Here is a 21,024-nt window from a genome sequence, read left to right as displayed (position 1 = left end):
TCTGATCGCATGAGGCCCGACTCTCCGCGTCATTCCGGTGCCGCGCAGCGGAGCCGGGGCTGACGCAGAGACCATCAAATCCAGCGCGCAAAGATTTTTTCGTCTTCAGACGACCATCTACCGGACGGCCATCCTCACCCGCCCATCCTCGTAGCGCGACAGGTCCGGTTCGTCCCGCCGTCCCCCGAACAGCGTCCCCGTCACCCCTCGAACGGCTGGCAGGCTCGCTGCCCGCAAGGCCGCGTGCAGCAGGCGGATGCCGGCCCGCGTGCGCGGATGCATCAATCGCGGGGCGATCTTCGGCACGCCCTGCGCCTGCTGGACCATCGGACGCATCGCCCGCTCGTAGGCCGCGAGGGCACCCGGCACGTCGCCGCCGCGGGTCAACTCCCCGGCGAGCACCCGCGCTCCGGTGATCGCCAAGGTGGCGCCGATGCCGGCGAGCGGGGTTGCGCACCAGGCCGCGTCCCCGGTGAGGACGATGCGGCCGCGCGACCAGCGTGGCATCCGCACCTGGCGCAGCACGTCGAAGTAGAAGTCGTCGGTCTCGTCCAGACCCGCGAGCACCCGCGGCGTCTCCCAGCCGGCGTCGCGGAAGCGCTCGCGCAGGAAGGCCTTCTGGCGTGGGGCGTCCCAGCTCTGCGCCTCGGGCAGCGGCCCATGGATCGACAGCATCGCCCGGGTGGTGCCGTGCGAGTCGGGGCGCAGCGACACGCTGCGGCCACCGGGCGCGTTGTACCAGCGCCAGAGCCGATCGTCGTCGGGCGTGCGGGGAATCGTGAAGTAGGCGATCGTCAGGTCCATCCAGCGCGAGTCGTTCTCGCCCGGAAACACCCGCTCGCGGGTCGCGGAGCCGACGCCCTCGGCGACGATGACGGCGTCGTAGCGCTCCGTCGCGCCTCCCACGAAGGCGACGGTCCCGTCCTCCTCGGCTCGGGCGATGCTGTCGCCGAACCGGAAGGCAGCGTGCTCGGTGGTCGCCTCGTAGAGCAGGCGGGCGAGGTCGCCGCGCAGGATCTCCAACTCGGCGGTCGGGCCCTCGCCCTCCATCTCGCCGGTCATGAAACGCGCCCGGGCCCGGCCCGCGGCGTCGACCCAGGCGGTCCCCCCCTCGCCGGTGCCGCGGTCGAGCGCTGCCCGCTCCAGCCCCATCTCGTGCAGGACGGCGCGGCCGACCCCGCGCACGTCGACGTTCTGGCCGCCGTCGCGGAAGGCGGGCGCACGCTCGACCACGGTGACGTCGACGCCGGCGCGGCCGAGCCACCAGGCGGCGGTGGTGCCGGCGATGCTGGCGCCGGCGATCAGGATGCGGCGGGGCATGGGCCTTCTATTCCACCCGCACCGCCGGCTCGAACCGCCCCTTCACCTTCACTGGAACCGAAAAGGTCCGCCCGGCGAAGCGGTCGTCGGTCCGGTCCGGGTCGAGGCCTTCCGTCGCCGAGGTCACCACCAGGGTGTCGGCGTCCGGCCCGATGAAGGCCGGGCAGGTCACCTGGCGGGCCGGTAGCGCGATGCTGCGCACCCGGGTGCCGTCGGGCGCGTAGGCATCGAGGCTGGCGCCGCCCCAGCGGGCATTCCAGAGCAGGCCCTCCGCGTCGATCACCGCGCCGTCCGGCGCACCCTCGGAGGCCGGGACCTGCACGAAGACCTGACGCTCGCCGACCGGCAGGCCGGTCGACGGATCGGTAGCGACGCGCCAGATCGTCCCGGCCTCGGAATCGGCGAAGGTCGCGCTCGCGCCGTCGGCCGCGAAGGCGATGGCGTTCGGGATGGTGAGACCGGTGAACAGTGTTCGGAGTTCGCCGCGGAAGAACCAGTAGATCGACCCGAGCCCGGACTCGGCTCGTCTGCCCATCGTGCCGAGCCACAGGGCCCCGCTCGGATGGACCCGGCCGTCATTGGAGCGGGTCTCCGGCCGGTCGGCCTCGAGCGGCGTCAGCAACCGCAGCCGGCCGCTCGCGATGTCGCGGAGATACAGGCCGTCCTCGGCCCCGAGCAGCAGGGTATGGTCGTCGATCCGCGCCACCATCGAGGCCATCACCGGCAGGTCGTGCAGGGTGGTGCTGCCGCCCGAGAATGACCGCTCCGCCAGATGCTTGCCGAGGATGTCGAGCCAGTAGAGCCGGCCGAGGCCGGGATGCGCCGCCGGCCCCTCGCCGAGGATGCAGGCGCGGTCGCAGAAGATGCCGGCCCAGCCGCTCATCGCGCGGTCTCCTTCGTGAAGCGGTACTCGATGATCTGGCGGTAGGTCTCGCCCGGGCGCAAGGTCGCGCTCGGGAAGCCCGGGTGGTTGGGCGCATCCGGAAACGCCTCCGGCTCGAGGCAGAGCGCGGAGCGGGCCGCAAAGCCGAGGCCGGCCTTGGCGAGATGCGTGCCGTCGTAGAACTGCACCGCCGGCGCGGTGGCGAGCACCGTGAGCGCCACGTCGCTGCCCGCCGCCGTGACCCGGCCGACCGTGCGGGGCTCGGGTGTCGTCTCGCGCCCGAGCACGAAGGCGTGGTCGAAGGCTCGGCCCCCGATGCGCGTCGGGCGGCGCAGGTCGAACCGCGTGCCGGCGACCGGGGCGATCTCCCCTGTCGGGATCTGGCCATCGTCGACCGGCAGGTAGGACTCGGCCGGGATCTCGATGACGTGATCGTCGATGGTCGGGGCCGGAAAGCCTTGACGAGGCAGGAGCAGGTTGAAGTAGCTGTGGTTCGTCAGGTTGACGATGGTCGGCTCGTCCGTGCGCGCCGTCAGGGTGATGCGCAGGGTGCCGGGGCCGGTGATGGCGTAGGTGCAGGCGACGTCGAGGGCGCCCGGATAGCCCTCCTCGCCATCCGCCGCGCGGTAGGTCAGCGTCAGGCTGCGCTCTCCCACCTCGGCGAAGGTCCAGTTGCGGCGCGAGAATCCCGCCGCACCGCCATGCAGGTGGTTGCGGCCGGCCTCGTTGCGGGGAAGGTCGTAGGTCGTCCCGTCGAGGGTGAAGCGCCCGCCCGCGATCCGGTTGGCGAAGCGGCCGACGATCGCGCCGCATTGCGGCGTCTTCGCCACGTAGTCGTGCGGGTCGTCGCGGCCGAGCACCATCGGGTGGCCGTGGAAGTCGAGCCGGCGGATCACCGCCCCGAGGTCCAGGATCGAGACCGCCAGCCCCTCGCCGGCGAGCCGCGCCTCCAGGATCGGGCGGCCATCCGGCATCGCGCCGACGGGGACGGGGCCCGAGATGCGGGCAGTGTCGCTCATTCCGGGCTCCTTCGGGCGCAGGGCGGGCTCACGGTAGGGTAGGGCGGAGGGGGCGCCCTCTCCACCGCCGCCTCGCTGTTCCTCAGGCCGTCCCGCACCACCGCCTCGGTCGCCCGGGCAGCGGCCGCAGGGTCGCGGGCCCGGATCGCCGCCGCGATCGCCGCGTGGGCGCGCCAGGAGACGGCGTGCGCCCGCGGGTCGGTGGGCCGGCTCAACCGGAAGAGCACGTCGAGAGCCGCCTCGGTCACCGCCCCGACGGAATGCATGAAGACGTTGCCGGAGGCATCAGCCAGCGCGAGATGGAAGGCGAGATCGGCCTCGGCGAAGGCCGGATCGAGACCCGGCGCCGCGCGCATCGCTGCGACGCTGGCATCGAGCCGGTCGAGATCGGCAGTGGTCCGGCGTTCCGCTGCGAGGGAGGCGGCCGCGGGCTCGACGGCGAGGCGGATCTCGGCGAGGTCGCGCAGGAAGCGGCGATCGATGCCGCCCTCGATGGTCCAGGCCAGGACGTCGCGGTCGAACAGGTTCCAGGCCGCCCGCTCGCGCACCCGCGTGCCGACCCGGGTGCGGGCCTCCAGCATGCCCTTGCCCGACAGGGTCTTCATCGCCTCGCGCAGGACCGTGCGCGACACCCCGAAGCGTGCGAGGAGCACCGGCTCGCCCGGCAGCACGTCGCCCTCAGGGTAGCGCCCGGCGACGATGGCGGTGCCGAGCGCTCGGGCCACCCGGGCGTGGCCCGGACACCGCCGTGGCACGGTTTCGGCGCCGATCTCATCCAAGGTTGCATCCTCCCGCCGCTTTTCGCCTCTTGCCCGCGCGTCAGGATTCCGCGATAAGGGCCGGGCCACTGGAATAGTCATATTAAATGATTTTCAGTGCGTCGAGCGAACCGGCGGGCTTCGAGGGAGGAAGCGTTGGCGGCAATCTATCCGGACCTTGCGGGCAAGGTCGTGGTGGTGACGGGCGGCGGCTCCGGCATCGGGGCCGAGCTGGTCCGGCACTTCGCCCGGCAGAAGGCACGGGTCGGCTTCCTGGACATCGCGGAGGCGCCCTCCCGGTCCCTGGCCTCCGAACTCGAATCGGAGGGCCTCGCGGTCGCCTTCGAGCCTGCCGACGTCACCGATATTCCGGCTCTCAAGGCCGCGATCGGCCGGATCCGTGACCGCTTCGGGCCAATCGACGTGCTGATGAACAATGCCGCCCATGACGAGCGCCACGCCACCGAGGAGGTGACGGAGGCCTATTGGGACGGCCGCATCGCCGTGAACCTCAAGCACCAGTTCTTCGCCGCCCAGGCGGTCCTTCCCGACATGAAGGCGAAGGGCGCCGGCGCGATCGTGAACTTCGGCTCGGTCTCGTGGATGATCGGCCAGGGCGGCATGGCGGCCTACACCGCCTGCAAGTCGGGGGTGATCGGGCTGACCCGATCCCTCGCCCGGGATTTCGGGCCCTTCGGCATCCGCGTCAACGCGCTGGCGCCGGGCTGGATCATGACCGAGCGCCAGCTCGCCCTCTGGGTGACCCCGGAATCTGAGGCCGAGATCAACGCTCGGCAGTGCCTCAAGCGCAAGCTGGTGCCGGCCGATGTCGCCCGCTTCGCCGTCTTCCTCGCCTCCGAGGAGGCCGGCGCCTGCACCAACCAGCACTACGTCGTGGACGGCGGCTGGGTGTGAGGACGAGACCCGACTTACCAGGGTTCACTCGTCCAAAGGTCTCGTATCCTCCGCTGTCTATCGCCAACCTATGCGCGCCCTCATCCTGAGGTGCGAACGAAGTGAGCCTCGGAGGAGGGCTCCAGAAGTCTCCCAGCAATCTGGAGCCCCCTTCGAGCTACTGCAAGCAGCAGCACCTCAGGATGAGGTCGAGGGTGGGAAAGAGTCGTTGAGTCGAACCGATGGGTTGTGAGGAAGAGCCTCTCCACCGCTGGGGCATCCCGGCAGCCATGATGTAGAAACAAGAGCTCCGGCAGAATGGCAGGACACAATCCTGCCGGGCACCAATCACCGGCAGCCCCGCGCAGCGAAGACGCGGGGATTGGGAGGAAGCATGAAGTCGTTCGTCGCCCTCATCGGCGGAGCCCTGATGGCTGCCGCGATGCTCGCATCCCCGGCGCAGGCCCAGCAGAAGGATCAAGCCCAGCAGAAGGGCAAGATCGGCGTGTCGATGCCGACGAAGTCCTCGGCGCGCTGGATCGCCGACGGCCAGGGCCTGGTCCAGGCGCTCAAGGCCAAGGGCTACACCGCCGACCTGCAATACGCCGAGGACGATATCCCGAACCAGCTCTCGCAGATCGAGAACATGATCACCACCGGCGCCAAGGTGCTGGTGATCGCGGCGATCGACGGCACCACCCTGTCGGACGCGCTGCAGCAGGCGAGCGACCGCGGCATCAAGGTCATCGCCTATGACCGCCTGATCCGTGGCTCGAAGAACGTCGATTACTACGCCACCTTCGACAACTTCCAGGTCGGTGTGCTCCAGGGCAGCTACATCGTCGACAAGCTCGGCCTCAAGGACGGCAAGGGGCCGTTCACCATCGAACTGTTCGGCGGCTCTCCCGACGACAACAACGCCTACTTCTTCTACGACGGCGCGATGTCGGTGCTGAAGCCCTACATCGATTCCGGCAAGCTGACGGTGCCGAGCAAGCAGCTCGGGATGGACAAGGTCTCGACCCTGCGCTGGGACGGCGCCGCGGCCCAGGCCCGGATGGACAACCTGCTCTCCGCCTTCTACGGCAACAAGCGCCTCGACGCGGTGCTCTCGCCCTATGACGGCATCTCGATCGGCATCATCTCGTCGCTGAGGGGCGTCGGGTACGGCTCGTCCGACCAGCCGATGCCGGTCATCACCGGCCAGGACGCCGAGGTTCCCTCCGTCAAGGCGATCGTACGCGGCGACCAGAGCATGACGGTGTTCAAGGACACCCGGGAGCTCGCCAAGGTGACGAGCGACATGGTCGACGCGATCTCGACCGGCGGCCAGGTCCCGGTCAACGACACCAAGACCTACAACAACGGCGTCAAGGTAGTGCCGTCCTACCTGCTGAAGCCGGTGACGGTCGACAAGTCCAACTGGCAGACGATCCTGGTCGACAGCGGCTACTACAAGGCCTCGCAGGTCAAGTGATGGCGGCGTCCCCGGCCTCGTGCGTGATGCCGAATGCCGCTCCGATCCTGGAGATGCGCGGCATCACCAAGACGTTCCCGGGCGTGAAGGCGCTCGACAACGTCACCCTCGCCGTCCGCGCCGGCGAGATCCACGCCGTCTGCGGCGAGAACGGGGCCGGGAAGTCGACCCTGATGAAGGTGCTGAGCGGGGTCTACCCCGCCGGCTCCTACGACGGCAGCATCCTGTTCGACGGGCAGGAGCGTCGCTTCTCCGGCATCCCCGACAGCGAGGCGCTCGGCATCATCATCATCCACCAGGAACTCGCCCTGGTGCCGCTCCTGTCGATCGCGGAAAACATCTTCCTCGGCAACGAGGCGGCCTCGCGCTTCGGCGTGATCGACTGGCCCCTCGCCATGGCACGCACCCGGGACCTGCTCGCCCGGGTCGGCCTGAACGAGGCGCCCGAGACCCTGGTCACCCATCTCGGCGTCGGCAAGCAGCAGCTCGTCGAGATCGCCAAGGCGCTGTCGAAGCGGGTGCGCCTCCTCATCCTCGACGAGCCCACCGCCTCGCTTAACGAGAGCGACAGCGCTGCGCTGCTCGCCCTGCTCGAGGCGTTCCGCGAGCAGGGCATCACCTCGATCCTGATCTCGCACAAGCTCAACGAGGTCGCCCGGGTCGCCGACAGCGTCACGATCCTGCGCGACGGCGCAAGCGTCGAGACGCTGCCCCGCGCGGCGATGCTGGGGCCCGACGGGACGCTCGACGAGGACCGGATCATCAAGGGCATGGTCGGGCGCGACCTCGCCCACCGCTATCCGCCGCGGGAGGGTGTTTCCATCGGCGAGCCGCTGCTGGAGGTCAAGGGTTGGAGCGTGCGCCACCCGCTCCATCCCGAGCGCCTGGCGGTCGAGGATGTGAGCCTGACCGTTCGCCGCGGCGAGGTCGTCGGCATGGCGGGCCTGCTCGGGGCCGGGCGGACCGAGTTCGCCATGAGCCTGTTCGGCGGCGCCTACGGCCAGCGCGTCGCCGGCGAGGCGCGTCTCCGCGGCGAGCCGGCGGATCTCGGAACCGTCGAGAAGGCGATTCACGCCGGCCTCGCCTACGCGACCGAGGACCGCAAGGGCTACGGCCTGGTGCTGCACGAGGACATCCGCACCAACGTGTCGCTGGCGAACCTCGCGGGCGTCGCCGCGAGGGGCGTGATCGACGAGGATCGGGAGCGGGTGGTGGCCGAACGCTACCGCGAGCGCCTGCGCATCCGCTCGTCGGGCATCGACCAGGCCACGATGAACCTGTCGGGCGGCAACCAGCAGAAGGTCGTCCTGAGCAAGTGGCTCTTCACCGACCCGGACGTGCTGATCCTCGACGAGCCGACCCGCGGCATCGATGTCGGCGCCAAGTACGAGATCTACGCGATCATCAACGACCTCGCCGGCCAAGGGAAGGGCGTGCTGATCATCTCCTCGGAGATGCCCGAACTCCTCGGGATGTGTGACCGTATCCTCGTCATGAACCGTGGCCGCATCGTCGGCGAACTCTCCGCAGGTGACGCCTCCCAGGAGGCGATCATGCGGGCCATCGTCACCTCGGGAGGCTAGCGACCCACCATGAGCGACACCGCCACCCCTCTCCAGGCCCCGCGCCCGCCGGTGATCGCCGGCTTCAACGGCAAGGCTTTCTCCGGCTCGCTGCGCGACTACGGCATGATCCTGTGCCTCATCGGCATCGTGATCTTCTTCCAGTTCTTCACCGACGGGGCGCTCCTGCGCCCGCTCAACCTCACCAACTTGGTGCTGCAGAACAGCTACATCGTGGTGATGGCTTTGGGCATGCTGCTGGTCATCGTGGCCGGTCACATCGACCTGTCGGTCGGCTCGACCGCGGGCTTCATCGGCGCGCTCGCCGCGGTGCTGATGGTGCAGATGGACCTGCACCCGCTCCCGGCGACGCTGCTCTGCCTCGTCGCCGGCGGCATCATCGGCGCGGCGCAGGGGTGGTGGGTCGCCTACCTGCGCATCCCGTCCTTCATCGTGACGCTCGCCGGCATGCTGGTGTTCAAGGGCCTGACCCTGGCGCTGCTCGCCGGTCAGTCGGTCGGGCCGTTCCCCTCCGACTTCCAGAAGCTCAGCTCCGGCTTCATTCCGGACATCGTCACCGGCGGCTCGCTGCGCATCACCTCGGTCCTCGTCGGCGTCGCGCTGGCGCTGATCCTCATCGGCTCGAACCTGCGCCGGCGCCTCGGCCAGCAGCGCCAGGGCTTCACCCCGGAGCCGATCGGGGCCTTCGCGCTCAAGAATGCGCTGGTCGCCGCGGTGATCGTCGCCTTCAGCACCTGGCTCGCCACCTATCGCGGCCTGCCGAACGTGCTGATCGTGATGTTCGCGCTGATCCTGCTCTATCGTTTCGTCACCAGCCGCACGGTGATCGGCCGGCGGATCTACGCGCTCGGCGGCAACGAGAAGGCGGCCAAGCTGTCGGGCATCAACACCGAGCGCTTGACCTTCCTCACCTTCGTCAACATGGGCGTGCTGGCCGCGCTCGCCGGCTTGATCTTCGCCGCCCGCCTCAACACCGCGACCCCGAAGGCGGGTTTAGGCTTCGAGCTCGACGTCATCGCCGCCTGCTTCATCGGCGGCGCCTCGGCCTCGGGCGGCGTCGGCAAGGTCACGGGCGCGGTGGTCGGCGCGCTGATCATGGGCGTGATGAACAACGGCATGTCGATCCTCGGCATCGGCATCGACTACCAGCAGGTCATCAAGGGGCTCGTGCTGCTGGGCGCCGTGAGCATCGATCAGTATTATCGCAAGCGCTGAGGTACCGGGCCGGGCATCCCCGGCGCGAACCCGGCCAGTCGCCAGGCGTTGCCCGGGAGGATTTGTCTCCCGGGGAGTATTTCATGACCAACCAGAACCCGAACAAGACCGAGCCGCCGGGCGTGGACGAGGACGAGATCAGCCGGCCGCGCCTGACTCCCCAGGGACGCGATGCGCCGGAGCCCGGGGGCGAGGACGCGACCGACCCGGCGGGCGGCGCCAAGAAGGGGCAGGGCGACAAGGCCGAAGGCTAGCCCTCAGGCCTCGCCGCTGCGGGTCCGCTCGCGCTCGGCCGCCAGGGCGGGGGCGCCGAACCATTCCGCGCGCATCGCCTCGCGCAGGAGCGCGCCGACTGCCGGGGCGTGCGGCCGGCCGCGGACGGTGACGAGGTTGACCTGGCGCCAGAATTCCGGCTCGACCAGCGGGCGCGTGACCACCCCGGGATGATGGGCGCAGGAGCGCGGCATGAAGCCGAAGCCGAGCCCCGCCGCGATCATCGCCAGGATCCAGTCGTCGCGCTCGCTCCGGTAGATCGTCTCGCACGCCGTGCAGCCCTGCGCCTCCCAGAGCGGGCCGGCGACGCCGCGGAACTCGCAGTTGAGGCGGTGCACGTAGTGCTGGCCGCTGAGGTCCTGCGGGCGGACCGCGTCGAGGGCGGCGAGCGAGTGTCCGACCGCCACCGCGATCACCATCGGCTCACGGAACAGGGCGAGGTGGTGGAGCCGCGGATCGGGCTCCCGGCCCGGCAGGCAGTAGAGCGCCACCTCGAGGTCGCCCGACAGCAGGCGCTCCTCGAGGGCGATCGCGCTGGCATCGACGATGTCGAGTTCGAGATCCGGATGCCGTGATCGCAGGCCGCCGATCAGCCCGACGAGGGCGTCGGGCTGGATCGTGCACATCACCCCGAGGGTCAGGCGGGTGCGGCGCTGCCTGCCGAAGGCGCGGGCCTCTTCCTGCGCCGCTTGCGCCTTGGCGTAGACCTCCTCCAGGTAGGGCCGCACGGTGCGGCCGAGCTCGGAGAGCTGCGTGCCGGTGCGCTCGCGATGGAACAGGGCTCCGCCCAGTTCCTGCTCCAGGAAATGGATCGCCCGGGTGAGGGAGGGCTGGGTGACGTGGCAGGCCTGGGCCGCGCGGGTGAAGTTGTGCTCCTCGCACAGGGCCAGGAAGTAGCGGACCTGATGCATCTCCATCGGCGCTCTCCGCTCTGCGAGCCACGAACCGGATGCCCCGGGCGTCGGGGACGGTCACGAGGCTAGCATCGCGGGAGGAAGCCGGGAACGACGCCGCGACGCGTCCCTCAGCACCACGGGCAGGACGGCCAGGCCGGCGGGTCCGAGGGCCGCGTCGGGGCGGTCACGCCGGTCGGCGCGGGTGGGACCCGCCGCGTCGCCGCGCGGCGGGCCGCATCATCATAGCCGCTGTAGCGCGGGGGCGTCGGCATCGTGGTCACGACGGCCGTCCCCTGGCCCTCGGGATGCAGGAGCGACTGGGTCCAGGCGTCGGCGGAACTGGTCGAGAAGGCGGCGAGCACGGCGCCGGCGAGGAGAAGGCTGCGCATCGGACAGATCCTCTGTTCGGGAAGCGGGCCGGGAGGTCCCGCTGTCTGTCCGTGATCATCGCCGCGGCGTGCCCCCGCCCGCCAATGCCGTTCGCCTATCGTGGCGATGCCGTCCGGCTCTGACGGGACGGTTGACGCAGGCTGGCGGACCGGCGCCTAACGCAGGTTCCGCGCCCCGCACCAAGGAGCCCCGCCCATGAGCCGCCTCGTCTACGTGCTGAACGGCCCGAACCTGAACCTGCTCGGCAAGCGCCAGCCGCACATCTATGGCAGCGAGACGCTCGCCGATGTCGAGGCCTCCTGCCGCACGCTCGCCGGCGAGCTGGGCCTGGAGATCCGCTTCCACCAGTCGAACCGCGAATACGAGATCATCGACTGGATCCACGAGGCGCGCGAGACCGCCGGCGGCATCGTCATCAACCCGGCGGCCTTCACCCACACCTCGGTGGCGATCCTCGACGCGCTCAACGCCTTCGACGCGCCGGTGATCGAGGTGCACATCTCGAACGTCCACAAGCGCGAGGCCTTTCGCCATCACTCCTACGTCTCGCTGCGCGCCGACGGGGTGATCGCGGGCCTGGGCACGCAAGGGTATGGGCTGGCGTTGCGCCGCCTCGCGCAGCTGATCGACGCGAAGGCGTGAAGGCCGAGCTCTTCTTCGTCACCGAGACACGGTTCAGCCTCGACCGCATCACGGAGAGCGCTCCTAGAGCGGAGAACTGCCGCGGCGCCCGTCCTCCCTGCCGCAACCTGCGGGACCGACGTCGGTCGGGCATTCGGGATCTCCCGCATGCCCGACCGTGATCCGCCTCGGGACGGGGCGCGACACGGGAACAGGTGGACCGGAGGCGGTCGCCCGCCTCCGGCCCTCTCGAACGTCCTGATGCTGGGGGAAAATCAGTCCGTCGAGAACCGGTAGTTCAGGCCGGCGCGTACCACGCCGAACTCCGACTTGGGCTTGCCGAGGCCGTAATACGCGGCGGTGGCGGTGTCGTAGATGAGACTGCCGCTGCCGCCGTTGCGCTCGAGGCTGACGTAGAGCGCCTCTATCCTGGCGCTCAGGCGGTCGGTGATGGCGTATTCGACGCCGCCGCCGGCCGTCCAACCGGTGCGGAAACTGCCGGGCAGGGTGCCGGTGTAATACGAGGCGTTCGACGGCGTGCTGCCGCTGCCATAGGCGAAGCCGCCGGTGCCATAGACCAGGAAGCGGTCGAAGGCGTAGCCGATCCGGCCGCGCACGGTGCCGAACCAGTCGAGGCTCGGGCCGATATCGTAGAAGGTTGTGGTGCCGACGAGCCCGCTCCGGGCCCGCCCGAAGGTGGTGCCCTGGATGTCGGCCTCGGCGCCGACCACGAAGCCGGAGCCTGGCGTGATCTGGTAATTGTAGCCGATCTGGCCGCCGCCGACGAAGGCGGCGTCGCGGCTGCCCGGGCTCACCGTGCCGTAGGTGGTGTCCGTGAAGGTGCCGCCCGCACCGCCGAAGCCGGCGCCGGCATTCAGGCCGGCGTAGAAGCCGGTCCAGGTGAAGACCGGAACGGGGGTGAAGGCCGGCGGCGGGGCGGCCCGGCGCGGCAGGTCGGCGGCGGAACCCGGCGAGGCGGCCGCGAGGGCAGCCGTGAGGGCGAGCGCGGCGGCGAGGCCGAGCGCTTCGGTCGATCTGGTCATCAGGGATGCCGTGTGTGCGGGTCTTCGGGGAAGGGCCGGGGCGGCGAGCCGTCCCGGCCGTCAGGTATCGGCCGGCGTCGCGCCGGCGCATCCGAACCGCGTCAGAGGTTCTGGACGATGCAGACCGCCTGGAGGGCGACCAGCAGGATCGCGCCGCCGATCACGACGCAGAGCGCGGCGACGATCAGGGTCTCGCCGCCATCGACCGGCTCGCGCCGGGAGCGGAGAGCGGGGCGAAACTCCTCGATCTCCGGGGCCGGGAAGGCCCGGCCGAGGGGCGCGGGGTGGGACCGGTCGCTGCGCAGAGCTTCGAGCATGGGGGCGAACTCCTGTGTCAGCGGGCCGGGGAGACCGCGGGTGCGGGATGGACGAGGTCGGCCAGCCTCGCCGCCGCCACCGGCATCCCCAATCCCGCGATGACAGCCAGGCCGCGCACCAGCATCGCGGCGGGGAGCCGCGACGGGAGACGCTGTCGCGGGGCGGCCTGAAGCCTGAGGGGCTCGTCGGAAGGGCGGACGAGGGGGAGGGGGCTGGCCATCGGGTTGTCCTGCGGCTGCTGACGGCGTGGGAAATCTGACCACGGCCTCTGGTCTAAGTGGGCAAAATTCCCACGTCAACCGGAAAACACGGTGCGCCGCGCTTTCGTGGGATTGTGTCCCACAGTGCCTGGGCTACAACGATCGCGATGTCAGAGCCGAACCCGAGATTGTCGCCGGATGCCGGTGCGCTGCAGGCCCCGCTCGCTCGGCTGCTGCGGCCGCTGGTGCGGCTGTTCGTGCGCAGCGGGATCACCTTCCCGGCGCTGATCGATCTCCTGCGCGAGCTGTACGTGAACGTCGCCGAGTACGACTTCGCCCTGCCCGGCAAGGACCAGACCGACAGCCGGGTGAGCCTGCTCACCGGCATCCACCGCAAGGAGGTTCGCCGCCTGCGCGGGGCCGGCGCGCCGGTGAGCGCGGTGCCGGCCGCGGTCTCGCGCACCAGCCGCATCATCGCGCGCTGGGTCGCCGCGCCCGACTTCACGGAGGCCGACGGCCGGCCGAGGGCCCTGCCGCGGGTGGCCGAGAGCGGGCCTTCCTTCGAGAGCCTGGTCGCCTCGGTGACCCGGGACCTGCGCCCGCGGGCGGTGCTCGACGAATGGCTCGACCGCGGGCTCGTGACGCTCGACCCGCAGGAGCGCATCGTGCTGGCCGAGGCCGCCTTCGTGCCGAGCGGCGGCGGCGGCCAGCAGCTCTACTATTTCGGCCGCAACCTCCATGACCACATCGCCGCTGCAGTCACCAACATCCTGGAGGAGAAGCCGCGCTTCTTCGAGCGTGCCGTGCATTACGACGGGCTGTCGCCCGACCTGGCGCGGCGGCTCGAGGGGCGGGCGCGGGAGATCGCCATGGAGGCGTTGCAGCAGGCCAACCGCGAGGCGCACGCGGCCTGCGAGACCGATGCAGGTGGCGAGGCGCGCTGGAACTTCGGCATCTACATCTATTCCGAGGACGCGCCGCAGGCCCGAATGAACGACGCGCCGCGAGCTCGGCCCGACTCCGCGCCGCTGCCCGAGCCCAAGGCGTGAGGGAGCGGCCCGTGCGACGCGCCTCATCCGTCAGCCGGCGCGGCCTCTTGCGAGGCGTCCTGGGCCTCCTCTCCGGCGCGAGCTGGATCGCGGTCGCGGGTCCCGCGGGAGCCGCCGGCGACAAGATCCTCGACCAGGGGATCGGCGGCACCGGCATCCGGCCGGGGCCCGACGAGGAGGGCGATCGCGGCATCGGCGGCACCGGCGTCGTCGGTACGATCCGGGGCTTCGGCAGCATCATCGTCAATGACCTGCGCATCGCCTACCCGCCCGACGTGCCGGTGACGATGGACGGGCGCCCGGCCCGGGCCGAGGACCTGCGCGTCGGCCAGGTGGTGCGCACCCTGGCGCTGCCGGGGGAGAGCGGGCTGTCCACCGCCGGCATCGCGGTGATCCACGAGGTGGTCGGCCCGGTGCAGCGCGTCGCTCCCGACCGGCTGACGGTGCTCGGCCAAGCGGTCGCCACTGCCGGGCTGCCGCCCGAGATGCCGCGGCCACGGGTCGGCGAGCGGGTCGCGGTGAGCGGCCTTCGCCGGCCCGACGGCAGCATCGCGGCGAGCCGGATCGACCCGGCCGGAACGGCACCGGACCTCGTCGCCGGTCCGGTGCGGCGCGGGCCCGCAGGGGCTCTGCGCATCGGCAACCTGCCGCTCGCCGGCCTCGATCCGGCGCTCGTCGGCGGGCGGGCGGTGGCGGAGGGGAGCCTGACCGGCGGCCGGCTCGCGGTGACGCGGGCGGTGCCGGCAGCCGAGCCGTTCGGGGCGGAAGCGCGCCGCCTCTCGATCGAGGCCTACGTGACCCGCGAGGGTGGCGCCTTGCGCACCGGTGCCGGCTACGCGGTATCCGGTGGCGGCGGCCTCGTCCCGGCCGGCGGCGGGCTCGCGATCCTCGACGGGCGCACCGGCCGCGGCGGCCGGGTCGATCTCGATGGCGTGCGGCTACAACCCGATCCGGCCGGGCGGGGCGGGACGCGAGACCAGGGCGGTCCGGGCGGCGGAGCCGGGCGGGGCGGCCTGGGAGGCGGCCCGGGACATCGAGGCCCGGGACATCGAGGCCCGGGACATGGAGGCCCGGGATATGGAGGCCCGGAACCTGGAAGACCAGGACATGGCGGGCCGGGCCACGGGGGGCGGGGCGGATCGCTGGGAGGTCCGGGTGAACGGTCGGGTCCGTCGGGTCGGTCCTTCGGGCCGGGTGGGGAAGGACCGTTCGGCGGCCAGGGCCGCGGCGAGATCGACCCGCGCCTGCCGAGCGGCGAGGGGACGGGCCGCTTCGGCGGCCCAACCGGCCAAGGTGGGTTCGGCGGCCAGGGTGGCTTTGGTGGCCCCGGCGGCTTCGGCACGCAGGGCGGCCAAGGGGGCTTCGGTGGTCCTGGCGGGTTCGGCCGACCGGGCGGCGATGGCCCTGGTGGGTTCGGCGGGGGCGGATTCGGAGGTGGTGGCGGGCGGCGCTGAGGCGAATCAGCCGAATCGCCACCCGTCGAAACCCCGCCGCCTGAGCCCGAAAAAGCTTCGCCGCTGTGCCCGTCCCGCCACACTGCACCGCGAAACCGGGGCATCCGACGGCTCAGTTAACGGCCAAGTCGGGGTGTGGAACGGCCAAGTCTCTTTCCCGCCGTATTTGAACCGGAGCAGGATGGGCCTTCCCGTCGGTGCGGCTGCGCACCGGCCCCCTCCAGCAGGTTCTGCATGCGCAAGCGCCTCCTCATCGCCGTCGCCGTCGCGGCGCCGCTCCCGGCCACAGCCCAGGTGAGCCCTGCTCGCGACAACATCGACGCGCTGATCGAGGCGCATGCCAAGGCCAACGGCGTCCCGGCGAGTTTCATCCACCGGGTGGTGAAGCGGGAGAGCGGCTACAATCCCCGCGCGGTCGGCCGCGGCGGGGCGATGGGCCTGATGCAGATCAAGCACGGCACCGCCCGGGCCCTGGGCTATAGCGGCCCGGCCGCCGGCCTGCTCGATGCCAAGATCAACCTGACCTATGGCGTCGCCTACCTCGCCGGCGCCTACAAGACCGCGCACGGCAACGAGGCCCAGGCCTACAGCTACTATGCCCGCGGCTACTACTACGCCGCCAAGCGAGCCGGCATCCGCACCGACGTGGCCGAGCTCGAGGCGCCGCCGGTCCGGGAACTGCCGACCAACCCGCTCAACAAGTTCCTCGGCAGCGTCTTCGGCGCCCGCCAGGCCGCCACCACCGCCACGGCGTCCGCCGACCCGTCGGTCGCCGCCCTGTCGAGCGCCGTCGCCCAGCCCGGAGCGGCGCCGCAATACACGCTGCCGGCGCCCGCGGCCCCGCAAGCTCTCGCCGCCTACCAGCCCGCGGCGGCGCAGATCCAGGCTCCCGAGGCCGCCGCGCAGGCGGCGGCCCAGGCCGCCGCCGACCCGGTCGTCACCGTGCCGCTGCCGCCGGTCCGCCCGGCCTCCCTGGCGTTCCACGCCGCCCCGGCCCCGTCCGCCGGCCCGGCTCTCGCCTATGCGGGTACCACGGCCGCCGCCACCCTGCCGTTCCCGACCTCCGGCCAGACGGTCAGCCTCGCGGCGACCCCGGCCGCTCCCGCCCCGGCCGCCCCTCCGGCCGCGGCGACCACGGTCGCCTCCCTCGATCCGGCCGCCCCTCCGGCCGAGTCCGAGGCCGGCGCCAAGATGCCGCTGCCGCCGCGCCGCCCGGTCGAGTTCCGCCACTTCGTCGTGCGCAAACCCGCGCCCCCGGTGCCCCAGACCGCCGCGGCAATGCCGGAGCCGGCCGCCGCGGTCAGCCAGTAGGCCTCACGCCTCCCCGACGTACAGCGCCCGCGCCTCGGCCGGCGTCGCGACGGCGATCCCGATCGCCCGCGCCAGGGCGGCGAGACCGGCGACCTGCGCGGCGTTGTCCGGCGCCAGGCTGCCGTCCGGCCGCCAGAGGTTGTTCTCGAACCCGACCCGCGCATGGCCGCCGAGCGCCCCCGCGGTGACCAGGCAGGCCGCCTCCCGCGGGCCGAAGGCGCAGAGCGCCCAGGGCAGGTCGAGGTGGTGCTCGGAATTCCAGGCGCTCAGGAACGGCAGCAGGTCGGCGGGGTCGGAGCGCTGGCCGACGGCGTAGCGGCCGAGCACGAACAGCACGCTCGCCCGCTCGAGCGGAATCAGCCCCCGCGCCACCAGTCCCTGGAAGCGGGTCACGTCGCCGGCGTCGTACAGGATGTGCTGCACCATCACCCCGGCCCGGGCCTGCTCGACCAGGAAGGCGGCGGCGGCGCCCTCGTCCTCCGGCTCGGCGAAGAGCTCGCGCAGGGCGACCGAGAATGCCTCGGGCTTGAGCGCCCGCATCGTGGCCATCTGCTCGGCCGGGCTGTAGATGCCGACCGCCTCGGTGGTGACCTGGCAGATCATCTCCGGTCCCGCCTCCCGGCGCACCGCGGCCAGCGCCGCCCGGTAGCGGTCGAGGTCGAGGGTGTGGCGCTGCTCCGCGTCCCGCACGTGCAGGTGGATCATCGCGGCGCCGGCCTCGCGGCAGCGGGCGGCCTCCAGGCCGATCTCTCGTGGGTCGATCGGCAGGGCGGGGTGATCGGCCTTGGTCCGGCGGGCGCCGTTCGGCGCCACGGTGATGACGAGGGGGAATGCCATTTGTCTCTCGATTCTCCGCGCTCGTCCCGGTCACGATCGTCGGGCCCGCCCGCCGGCGTTGCCCCTCGTGCGGCGTTGCACTCTGCACCGCCCGCTTCCCGCCACCCGGACGGGACGTCCTGTCCTCGGCAGCCTTGCGCTGGCAGGCCAACGCTTCGGCAGCTCAACGTCTCGTAGTGTCCCGGATTTTTGTCGCAAGACCGGCGATCACTTTTGCGAAATCCGCTCAGTCATACGATTTTCGATTCATTGCTCCGCCATGCGGAAATCGGCTTCGCCCAGGGGCCGCGCGGGCTGCTGAGACGAGGTCCGGAAGGAATCGTGCGGACCTCGTCTCACGTCGGCTGATCCCGGCGCGAGCGCCGGTGCAGCCCCAGCACCAGGAGGCCGATGCCGACGACCGTGACCACGCCGGAGGCCGTGAGGATGCGGCGGATCAGCGGGGTGTAGAGTCCCGTCTGCGGGTCGTAGCCGTAGCAGAGCAGCACCAACCGATCACCGAGGCCGCCGACCCGGCCCTCGCCGGCTTCGACCAGGGCGAGGCGCAGGTCGCGGGCGGTCATCGCCAGCGGCGACAGCGCCCGGGCGACCCGGCCGTCGCCGGTGAGGACCAGGGCGCCGGCCGGGTGGGCGTAGGAATCGGTGTCCCGGTCATAGGCGTAGGCGTAGCCGACCGCCCGCGTCACCGCCTCGACCGGCCCCGGCGAACCGGTGAGCACCACGGTGCCGGCGAGGAGCGTTCCCTGACCGAGCTGTTCCGCCACCATGGCGCGGGCGGTGGCGGCATCGGTCCGCGGATTGAGGCCGAGCGTCACCAGACGGTAATCCGTGCCCGGCGCGAGGCCGGTGGCGCCGAGGGCCGTGCCGGCGACGGCGAGCATCGGGTCGCAGACGTTGCGGCAGGCATAGTCGAGGGGCATCAGCAGGGCGGGCCGCCCGGAGAGTGCCTCGCCGAGCGTCAGGCGGCGGCCGTCGGCACTGTCCGTGAAGGCGGCGTCGAGCGGCGCCCGCGCCCCGGGGGGCGGCGCCAGCCCGACGCGGGACAGATCCTTCGGCGTCAGCCCCGCCGCCGGATGGGCGAGGAGGCAGAGGAGGACCATGAGGCCGAGGCGGGCTGGCGTGACACCGAGAACTCTCATCGCTTGCGTCGACCGCCCGGAACCCGCACCTTCGCGGGGAGATAGGGCGTCCGCGCGGGTCACGGCATGGCGGACAAGACGCCGCAGCATCGGGAAGGGGCCAGGATGGACGAGATTCGCGATGAGGCCACCTTGCGCGACCATATGGGCCCGGTCAGCCGCTTGGCCGAGGGCAAGGTGCAGCCCCGGCTCGACCGGCATGCCCGCGCCTTCATCGCGCTCTCGCCGTTCCTGGTGGTCGCCACCGCGGATCAGGAGGGCCGCGCCGATGCGAGCCCGCGAGGCGATGCGCCGGGTTTCGTCCAGGTGCTCGACGACGCCACCCTCCTGATCCCGGACCGCCGCGGCAACAACCGCGCCGACAGCTTCGGCAACCTGCTGGCGGCGCCGGGCATCGGCCTGATCTTCCTCGTGCCCGGCCTGACCGAGACCTTGCGGGTCAACGGCACCGCCCGCCTCACCACGGATCCCGCCCTGCTGACGCCGCTCGTCGCCCAGGGCAAGGTGCCGACCACCGGGCTCGTGGTCGCGGTGCGCGAGGTCTTCTTTCATTGCGGCAAGGCGGTGATGCGCGCGCGGCTGTGGGACCCCGCCGCGCAGGTGCCGCGCGACAGCTTCCCGAGCCTCGGCCGCGTGCTGTCCGAGCAGACCGGCGCGATCGGCGTCGCCGAGGCCGAGCGGCTGATGGAGGAATCCTACCGGACGCGGCTCTACTGACATCGCTTGTAGAGGACGCTGCCCAGCGCCAGGACCGGCACCCCGTGCGGCGCTCGTGGGAAGAGGAGAAGACCTGCGGCTCATCGCGCTCCTGGCAGCCCTCGCGGCGCCCGAATTCCGCATCGCGCGGTCACACGAGGCGGTGGGCGCCCCGGTTCTCCCCGCCTGTTCGCCATCTGGATGTTGCGCGCGCGACGGAACTCGCCCCATCGTGTTAGTGTGCTCCCGGACGGCGCTCGTGCGGGACGCGCCGGACGAGGCGAGGATCAGCCGATGGCAGGACAGGAAAGGCTCGATCCCCTTCGGGTTCTCGTGGTCGAGGACGAGTATTTCATCGCCGACGATATCTCGCGGGCCTTGATCCGGCATGGTGCCGAGGTGGTGGGTCCTGTGCCGACGATCCAGGAGGCGCGGGCCCTCATGGTCTCCCAGAACCTCGATCTCGCGGTCCTCGACATCAACCTGCGGGGGGAGCTGGTCTACCCGCTGGTCGCCGAGCTGAGCCGGCGCGGCGTGCCGATGGTCTTTGCCACCGGCTACGACGCCGCGGCGATACCAGCCGATTACGGGGCCATTCCCGCCTGGTCGAAGCCCTTCGACTACAACGCCCTCGCCGACGTGCTGCCCGGCCTGCGCCGCGCCTGAGCGAAGCCCGCCTCCGCCTCGCGAGAGACAGCACGCTGTGATCGCCTGAGGCGATCGGCCGCGAATTGGCTTGACGCTACGTTCTGACGCGGTGCAGCGGAACCGTCACGCTCCCACCCTGTTCTGAGTCGGATCGATTTCTGCCCCGACGGCAGCACAGGAGACGGACTGAATGGCAGCAGAGAAGGACACGAAGGCCTTTCCGGCCGCCGCGAGCACGCGGGTTCCGTTCGCGCTGGCCCTGTCGGCGCTGGCCGGCTGCGCGGACGCGATCGGGTTCCTCGAATTCTCGCAGCTGTTCATGTCGTTCATGAGCGGCAACACCACCCGCCTCGGCGCTGCGGTCAGCTTGGGGGAATGGGGCAACGTCACCCGGGTCGGCAGCACCATCGCGCTGTTCTGCTTCGGGGCTTTTCTCGGCACGCTGCTCGCCGCCGCCGTCGGCTACTGGCGGCTCGCGGTGCTGCTCGGCCTCCAGGCGCTGCTGCTCTGCGTCGGCCTCGTCATGCCGCGCGGGCCGTTCGAGTTCCCGCTCCACGCCTATCCGATCGTGCTGGCGCTCGGCATGCAGAACGCCGTGCTGCAGGACGAGGAGGGGCGCAGCCTCGCGCTCACCTACGTGACCGGCGCGGTGGTGCGCTTCGGCACCGGGCTCGCCAACCTCCTGCTCGGCCATCCCTCGCCGTCCTTCTGGATCCAGGCGCCGCTCTGGGCCGCCCTGACCGTCGGGGCGATCACCGGCGGCCTGCTGCACGGCGCCTTTGGCGAGCGCGCCTTCCTGGTGCCGGCGGTCGTCGCGGCGGTCCTCGCGGTAATCGCCCTGGTGATGACGCTGGTGCACGGGGACGGGCCCCTTGTCTCCGGCACCAAGTCGCCGGCGCCGGACGCCGCCGCCACGGCGCCGCCGGTGGTGTGATACCGCCGGCACCTTCGAACGGACGCGTTCGAAGATGCCAGGCAAGCCCGAATGGGCGCCGGCGCT

Annotated in this window: 23 protein-coding genes; 12 read left to right on the top strand and 11 right to left on the bottom strand. The window is 71.5% G+C overall.

Features of this window, described 5'->3' with window-relative positions:
- Positions 1 to 117: 117 nt before the first annotated feature.
- The 4 genes from MFF64_RS09845 to MFF64_RS09830 are packed head-to-tail and all read right to left on the bottom strand — an operon-like array spanning position 118 to position 4,001.
- A complete protein-coding gene (locus MFF64_RS09845) occupies positions 118 to 1,320 on the bottom strand; it encodes an FAD-dependent monooxygenase (RefSeq protein ID WP_238190590.1) in 1,203 nt (400 codons plus the stop codon).
- A gap of 7 nt (positions 1,321 to 1,327) precedes the next feature.
- Entirely contained in the window at positions 1,328 to 2,203 is an 876-nt protein-coding gene (locus MFF64_RS09840) for an SMP-30/gluconolactonase/LRE family protein (RefSeq protein ID WP_099899106.1), read from the bottom strand.
- The gene (locus tag MFF64_RS09835) at positions 2,200 to 3,222 is read right to left on the bottom strand and encodes an aldose epimerase family protein (RefSeq protein ID WP_099899104.1); all 1,023 of its coding nucleotides are present in this window, start codon (positions 3,220 to 3,222) and stop codon (positions 2,200 to 2,202) included. Before MFF64_RS09835 ends, MFF64_RS09840 begins: the two co-directional genes overlap by 4 nt.
- Entirely contained in the window at positions 3,219 to 4,001 is a 783-nt protein-coding gene (locus tag MFF64_RS09830) for a FadR/GntR family transcriptional regulator (protein WP_238190588.1), read from the bottom strand. Before MFF64_RS09830 ends, MFF64_RS09835 begins: the two co-directional genes overlap by 4 nt.
- Before the next feature lie 135 nt (positions 4,002 to 4,136).
- Between MFF64_RS09830 and MFF64_RS09825 the strand changes: the two genes are divergently transcribed.
- From MFF64_RS09825 to MFF64_RS09805, 5 genes are all read left to right on the top strand, one after another.
- Positions 4,137 to 4,895, top strand: coding sequence for an SDR family NAD(P)-dependent oxidoreductase (locus MFF64_RS09825; RefSeq protein ID WP_099899100.1), 759 nt, complete (start codon positions 4,137 to 4,139; stop codon positions 4,893 to 4,895).
- 373 nt (positions 4,896 to 5,268) lie between these two features.
- On the top strand, positions 5,269 to 6,351 hold the full coding sequence (gene chvE / locus MFF64_RS09820; RefSeq protein ID WP_099899098.1) for a multiple monosaccharide ABC transporter substrate-binding protein: 1,083 nt from the start codon (positions 5,269 to 5,271) through the stop codon (positions 6,349 to 6,351).
- Entirely contained in the window at positions 6,351 to 7,934 is a 1,584-nt protein-coding gene (mmsA, locus tag MFF64_RS09815) for a multiple monosaccharide ABC transporter ATP-binding protein (protein WP_099899096.1), read from the top strand. Before chvE ends, mmsA begins: the two co-directional genes overlap by 1 nt.
- Positions 7,935 to 7,943: 9 nt before the next feature.
- Positions 7,944 to 9,149, top strand: coding sequence for a multiple monosaccharide ABC transporter permease (gene mmsB, locus MFF64_RS09810; protein ID WP_099899094.1), 1,206 nt, complete (start codon positions 7,944 to 7,946; stop codon positions 9,147 to 9,149).
- Between the two features lie 83 nt (positions 9,150 to 9,232).
- A complete protein-coding gene (locus MFF64_RS09805; RefSeq protein ID WP_165795498.1) occupies positions 9,233 to 9,403 on the top strand; it encodes a hypothetical protein in 171 nt (56 codons plus the stop codon).
- Between the two features lie 3 nt (positions 9,404 to 9,406).
- On the opposite strand, the gene MFF64_RS09800 is transcribed toward MFF64_RS09805, so the two are convergent.
- Both MFF64_RS09800 and MFF64_RS09795 read right to left on the bottom strand, forming a co-directional pair.
- Positions 9,407 to 10,339, bottom strand: coding sequence for a LysR family transcriptional regulator (locus MFF64_RS09800; protein WP_099899092.1), 933 nt, complete (start codon positions 10,337 to 10,339; stop codon positions 9,407 to 9,409).
- A gap of 107 nt (positions 10,340 to 10,446) precedes the next feature.
- A complete protein-coding gene (locus MFF64_RS09795) occupies positions 10,447 to 10,707 on the bottom strand; it encodes a hypothetical protein (protein ID WP_099899090.1) in 261 nt (86 codons plus the stop codon).
- Positions 10,708 to 10,903: 196 nt separating this feature from the next.
- On the opposite strand from MFF64_RS09795, the gene aroQ reads away from it, so the two are divergent.
- Positions 10,904 to 11,350, top strand: coding sequence for a type II 3-dehydroquinate dehydratase (gene aroQ, locus MFF64_RS09790; RefSeq protein WP_099899088.1), 447 nt, complete (start codon positions 10,904 to 10,906; stop codon positions 11,348 to 11,350).
- Positions 11,351 to 11,604: 254 nt separating this feature from the next.
- Here aroQ and MFF64_RS09785 read toward each other — a convergent pair whose 3' ends face one another.
- From MFF64_RS09785 to MFF64_RS09775, 3 genes are all read right to left on the bottom strand, one after another.
- A complete protein-coding gene (locus MFF64_RS09785) occupies positions 11,605 to 12,372 on the bottom strand; it encodes an outer membrane protein (RefSeq protein WP_238190586.1) in 768 nt (255 codons plus the stop codon).
- A gap of 101 nt (positions 12,373 to 12,473) precedes the next feature.
- Positions 12,474 to 12,689: a hypothetical protein gene (locus MFF64_RS09780; protein WP_099899084.1), complete on the bottom strand. Its 216-nt coding sequence runs from the start codon at positions 12,687 to 12,689 to the stop codon at positions 12,474 to 12,476.
- Between the two features lie 17 nt (positions 12,690 to 12,706).
- Positions 12,707 to 12,910 carry a hypothetical protein gene (locus MFF64_RS09775; RefSeq protein WP_099899082.1) on the bottom strand — a complete coding sequence of 68 codons (204 nt, stop codon included), beginning with the start codon at positions 12,908 to 12,910 and terminating at the stop codon, positions 12,707 to 12,709.
- Between the two features lie 147 nt (positions 12,911 to 13,057).
- Here MFF64_RS09775 and MFF64_RS09770 point away from each other — a divergent pair, with 147 nt between their 5' ends.
- The 3 genes from MFF64_RS09770 to MFF64_RS09760 all read left to right on the top strand — a co-directional run bounded on the left by MFF64_RS09770 (position 13,058) and on the right by MFF64_RS09760 (position 16,704).
- Positions 13,058 to 13,939, top strand: a complete 882-nt coding sequence (locus MFF64_RS09770; RefSeq protein WP_099899080.1) for a DUF6502 family protein — start codon at positions 13,058 to 13,060, stop codon at positions 13,937 to 13,939.
- Positions 13,940 to 13,950: 11 nt separating this feature from the next.
- Entirely contained in the window at positions 13,951 to 15,393 is a 1,443-nt protein-coding gene (locus MFF64_RS09765; RefSeq protein ID WP_099899078.1) for a DUF5666 domain-containing protein, read from the top strand.
- Positions 15,394 to 15,627: 234 nt separating this feature from the next.
- Positions 15,628 to 16,704, top strand: coding sequence for a lytic transglycosylase domain-containing protein (locus MFF64_RS09760; protein WP_238190583.1), 1,077 nt, complete (start codon positions 15,628 to 15,630; stop codon positions 16,702 to 16,704).
- Positions 16,705 to 16,707: 3 nt separating this feature from the next.
- On the opposite strand, the gene MFF64_RS09755 is transcribed toward MFF64_RS09760, so the two are convergent.
- Positions 16,708 to 17,541, bottom strand: a complete 834-nt coding sequence (locus MFF64_RS09755; RefSeq protein ID WP_099903946.1) for a beta-keto acid cleavage family enzyme — start codon at positions 17,539 to 17,541, stop codon at positions 16,708 to 16,710.
- 335 nt (positions 17,542 to 17,876) lie between these two features.
- Positions 17,877 to 18,680: a thioredoxin domain-containing protein gene (locus tag MFF64_RS09750; protein ID WP_238190581.1), complete on the bottom strand. Its 804-nt coding sequence runs from the start codon at positions 18,678 to 18,680 to the stop codon at positions 17,877 to 17,879.
- Positions 18,681 to 18,785: 105 nt separating this feature from the next.
- Here MFF64_RS09750 and MFF64_RS09745 point away from each other — a divergent pair, with 105 nt between their 5' ends.
- The 3 genes from MFF64_RS09745 (at position 18,786) to MFF64_RS09735 (ending at position 20,958) form a co-directional block, all read left to right on the top strand.
- Positions 18,786 to 19,397, top strand: coding sequence for a pyridoxamine 5'-phosphate oxidase family protein (locus tag MFF64_RS09745; RefSeq protein WP_099903942.1), 612 nt, complete (start codon positions 18,786 to 18,788; stop codon positions 19,395 to 19,397).
- A 273-nt stretch (positions 19,398 to 19,670) separates the two neighbouring features.
- Complete coding sequence (locus MFF64_RS09740) at positions 19,671 to 20,042, top strand: response regulator (protein WP_099903940.1); 372 nt, start codon at positions 19,671 to 19,673, stop codon at positions 20,040 to 20,042.
- Positions 20,043 to 20,214: 172 nt separating this feature from the next.
- Positions 20,215 to 20,958, top strand: a complete 744-nt coding sequence (locus MFF64_RS09735) for a YoaK family protein (RefSeq protein WP_238190579.1) — start codon at positions 20,215 to 20,217, stop codon at positions 20,956 to 20,958.
- The last annotated feature ends 66 nt before the right edge of the window (positions 20,959 to 21,024 follow it).

The organism is Methylobacterium frigidaeris (assembly GCF_022179185.1).
In the GTDB taxonomy this organism is placed as follows: Bacteria; Pseudomonadota; Alphaproteobacteria; order Rhizobiales; family Beijerinckiaceae; genus Methylobacterium; species Methylobacterium frigidaeris.
This window is presented reverse-complemented; position numbering and strand designations above follow the sequence as displayed.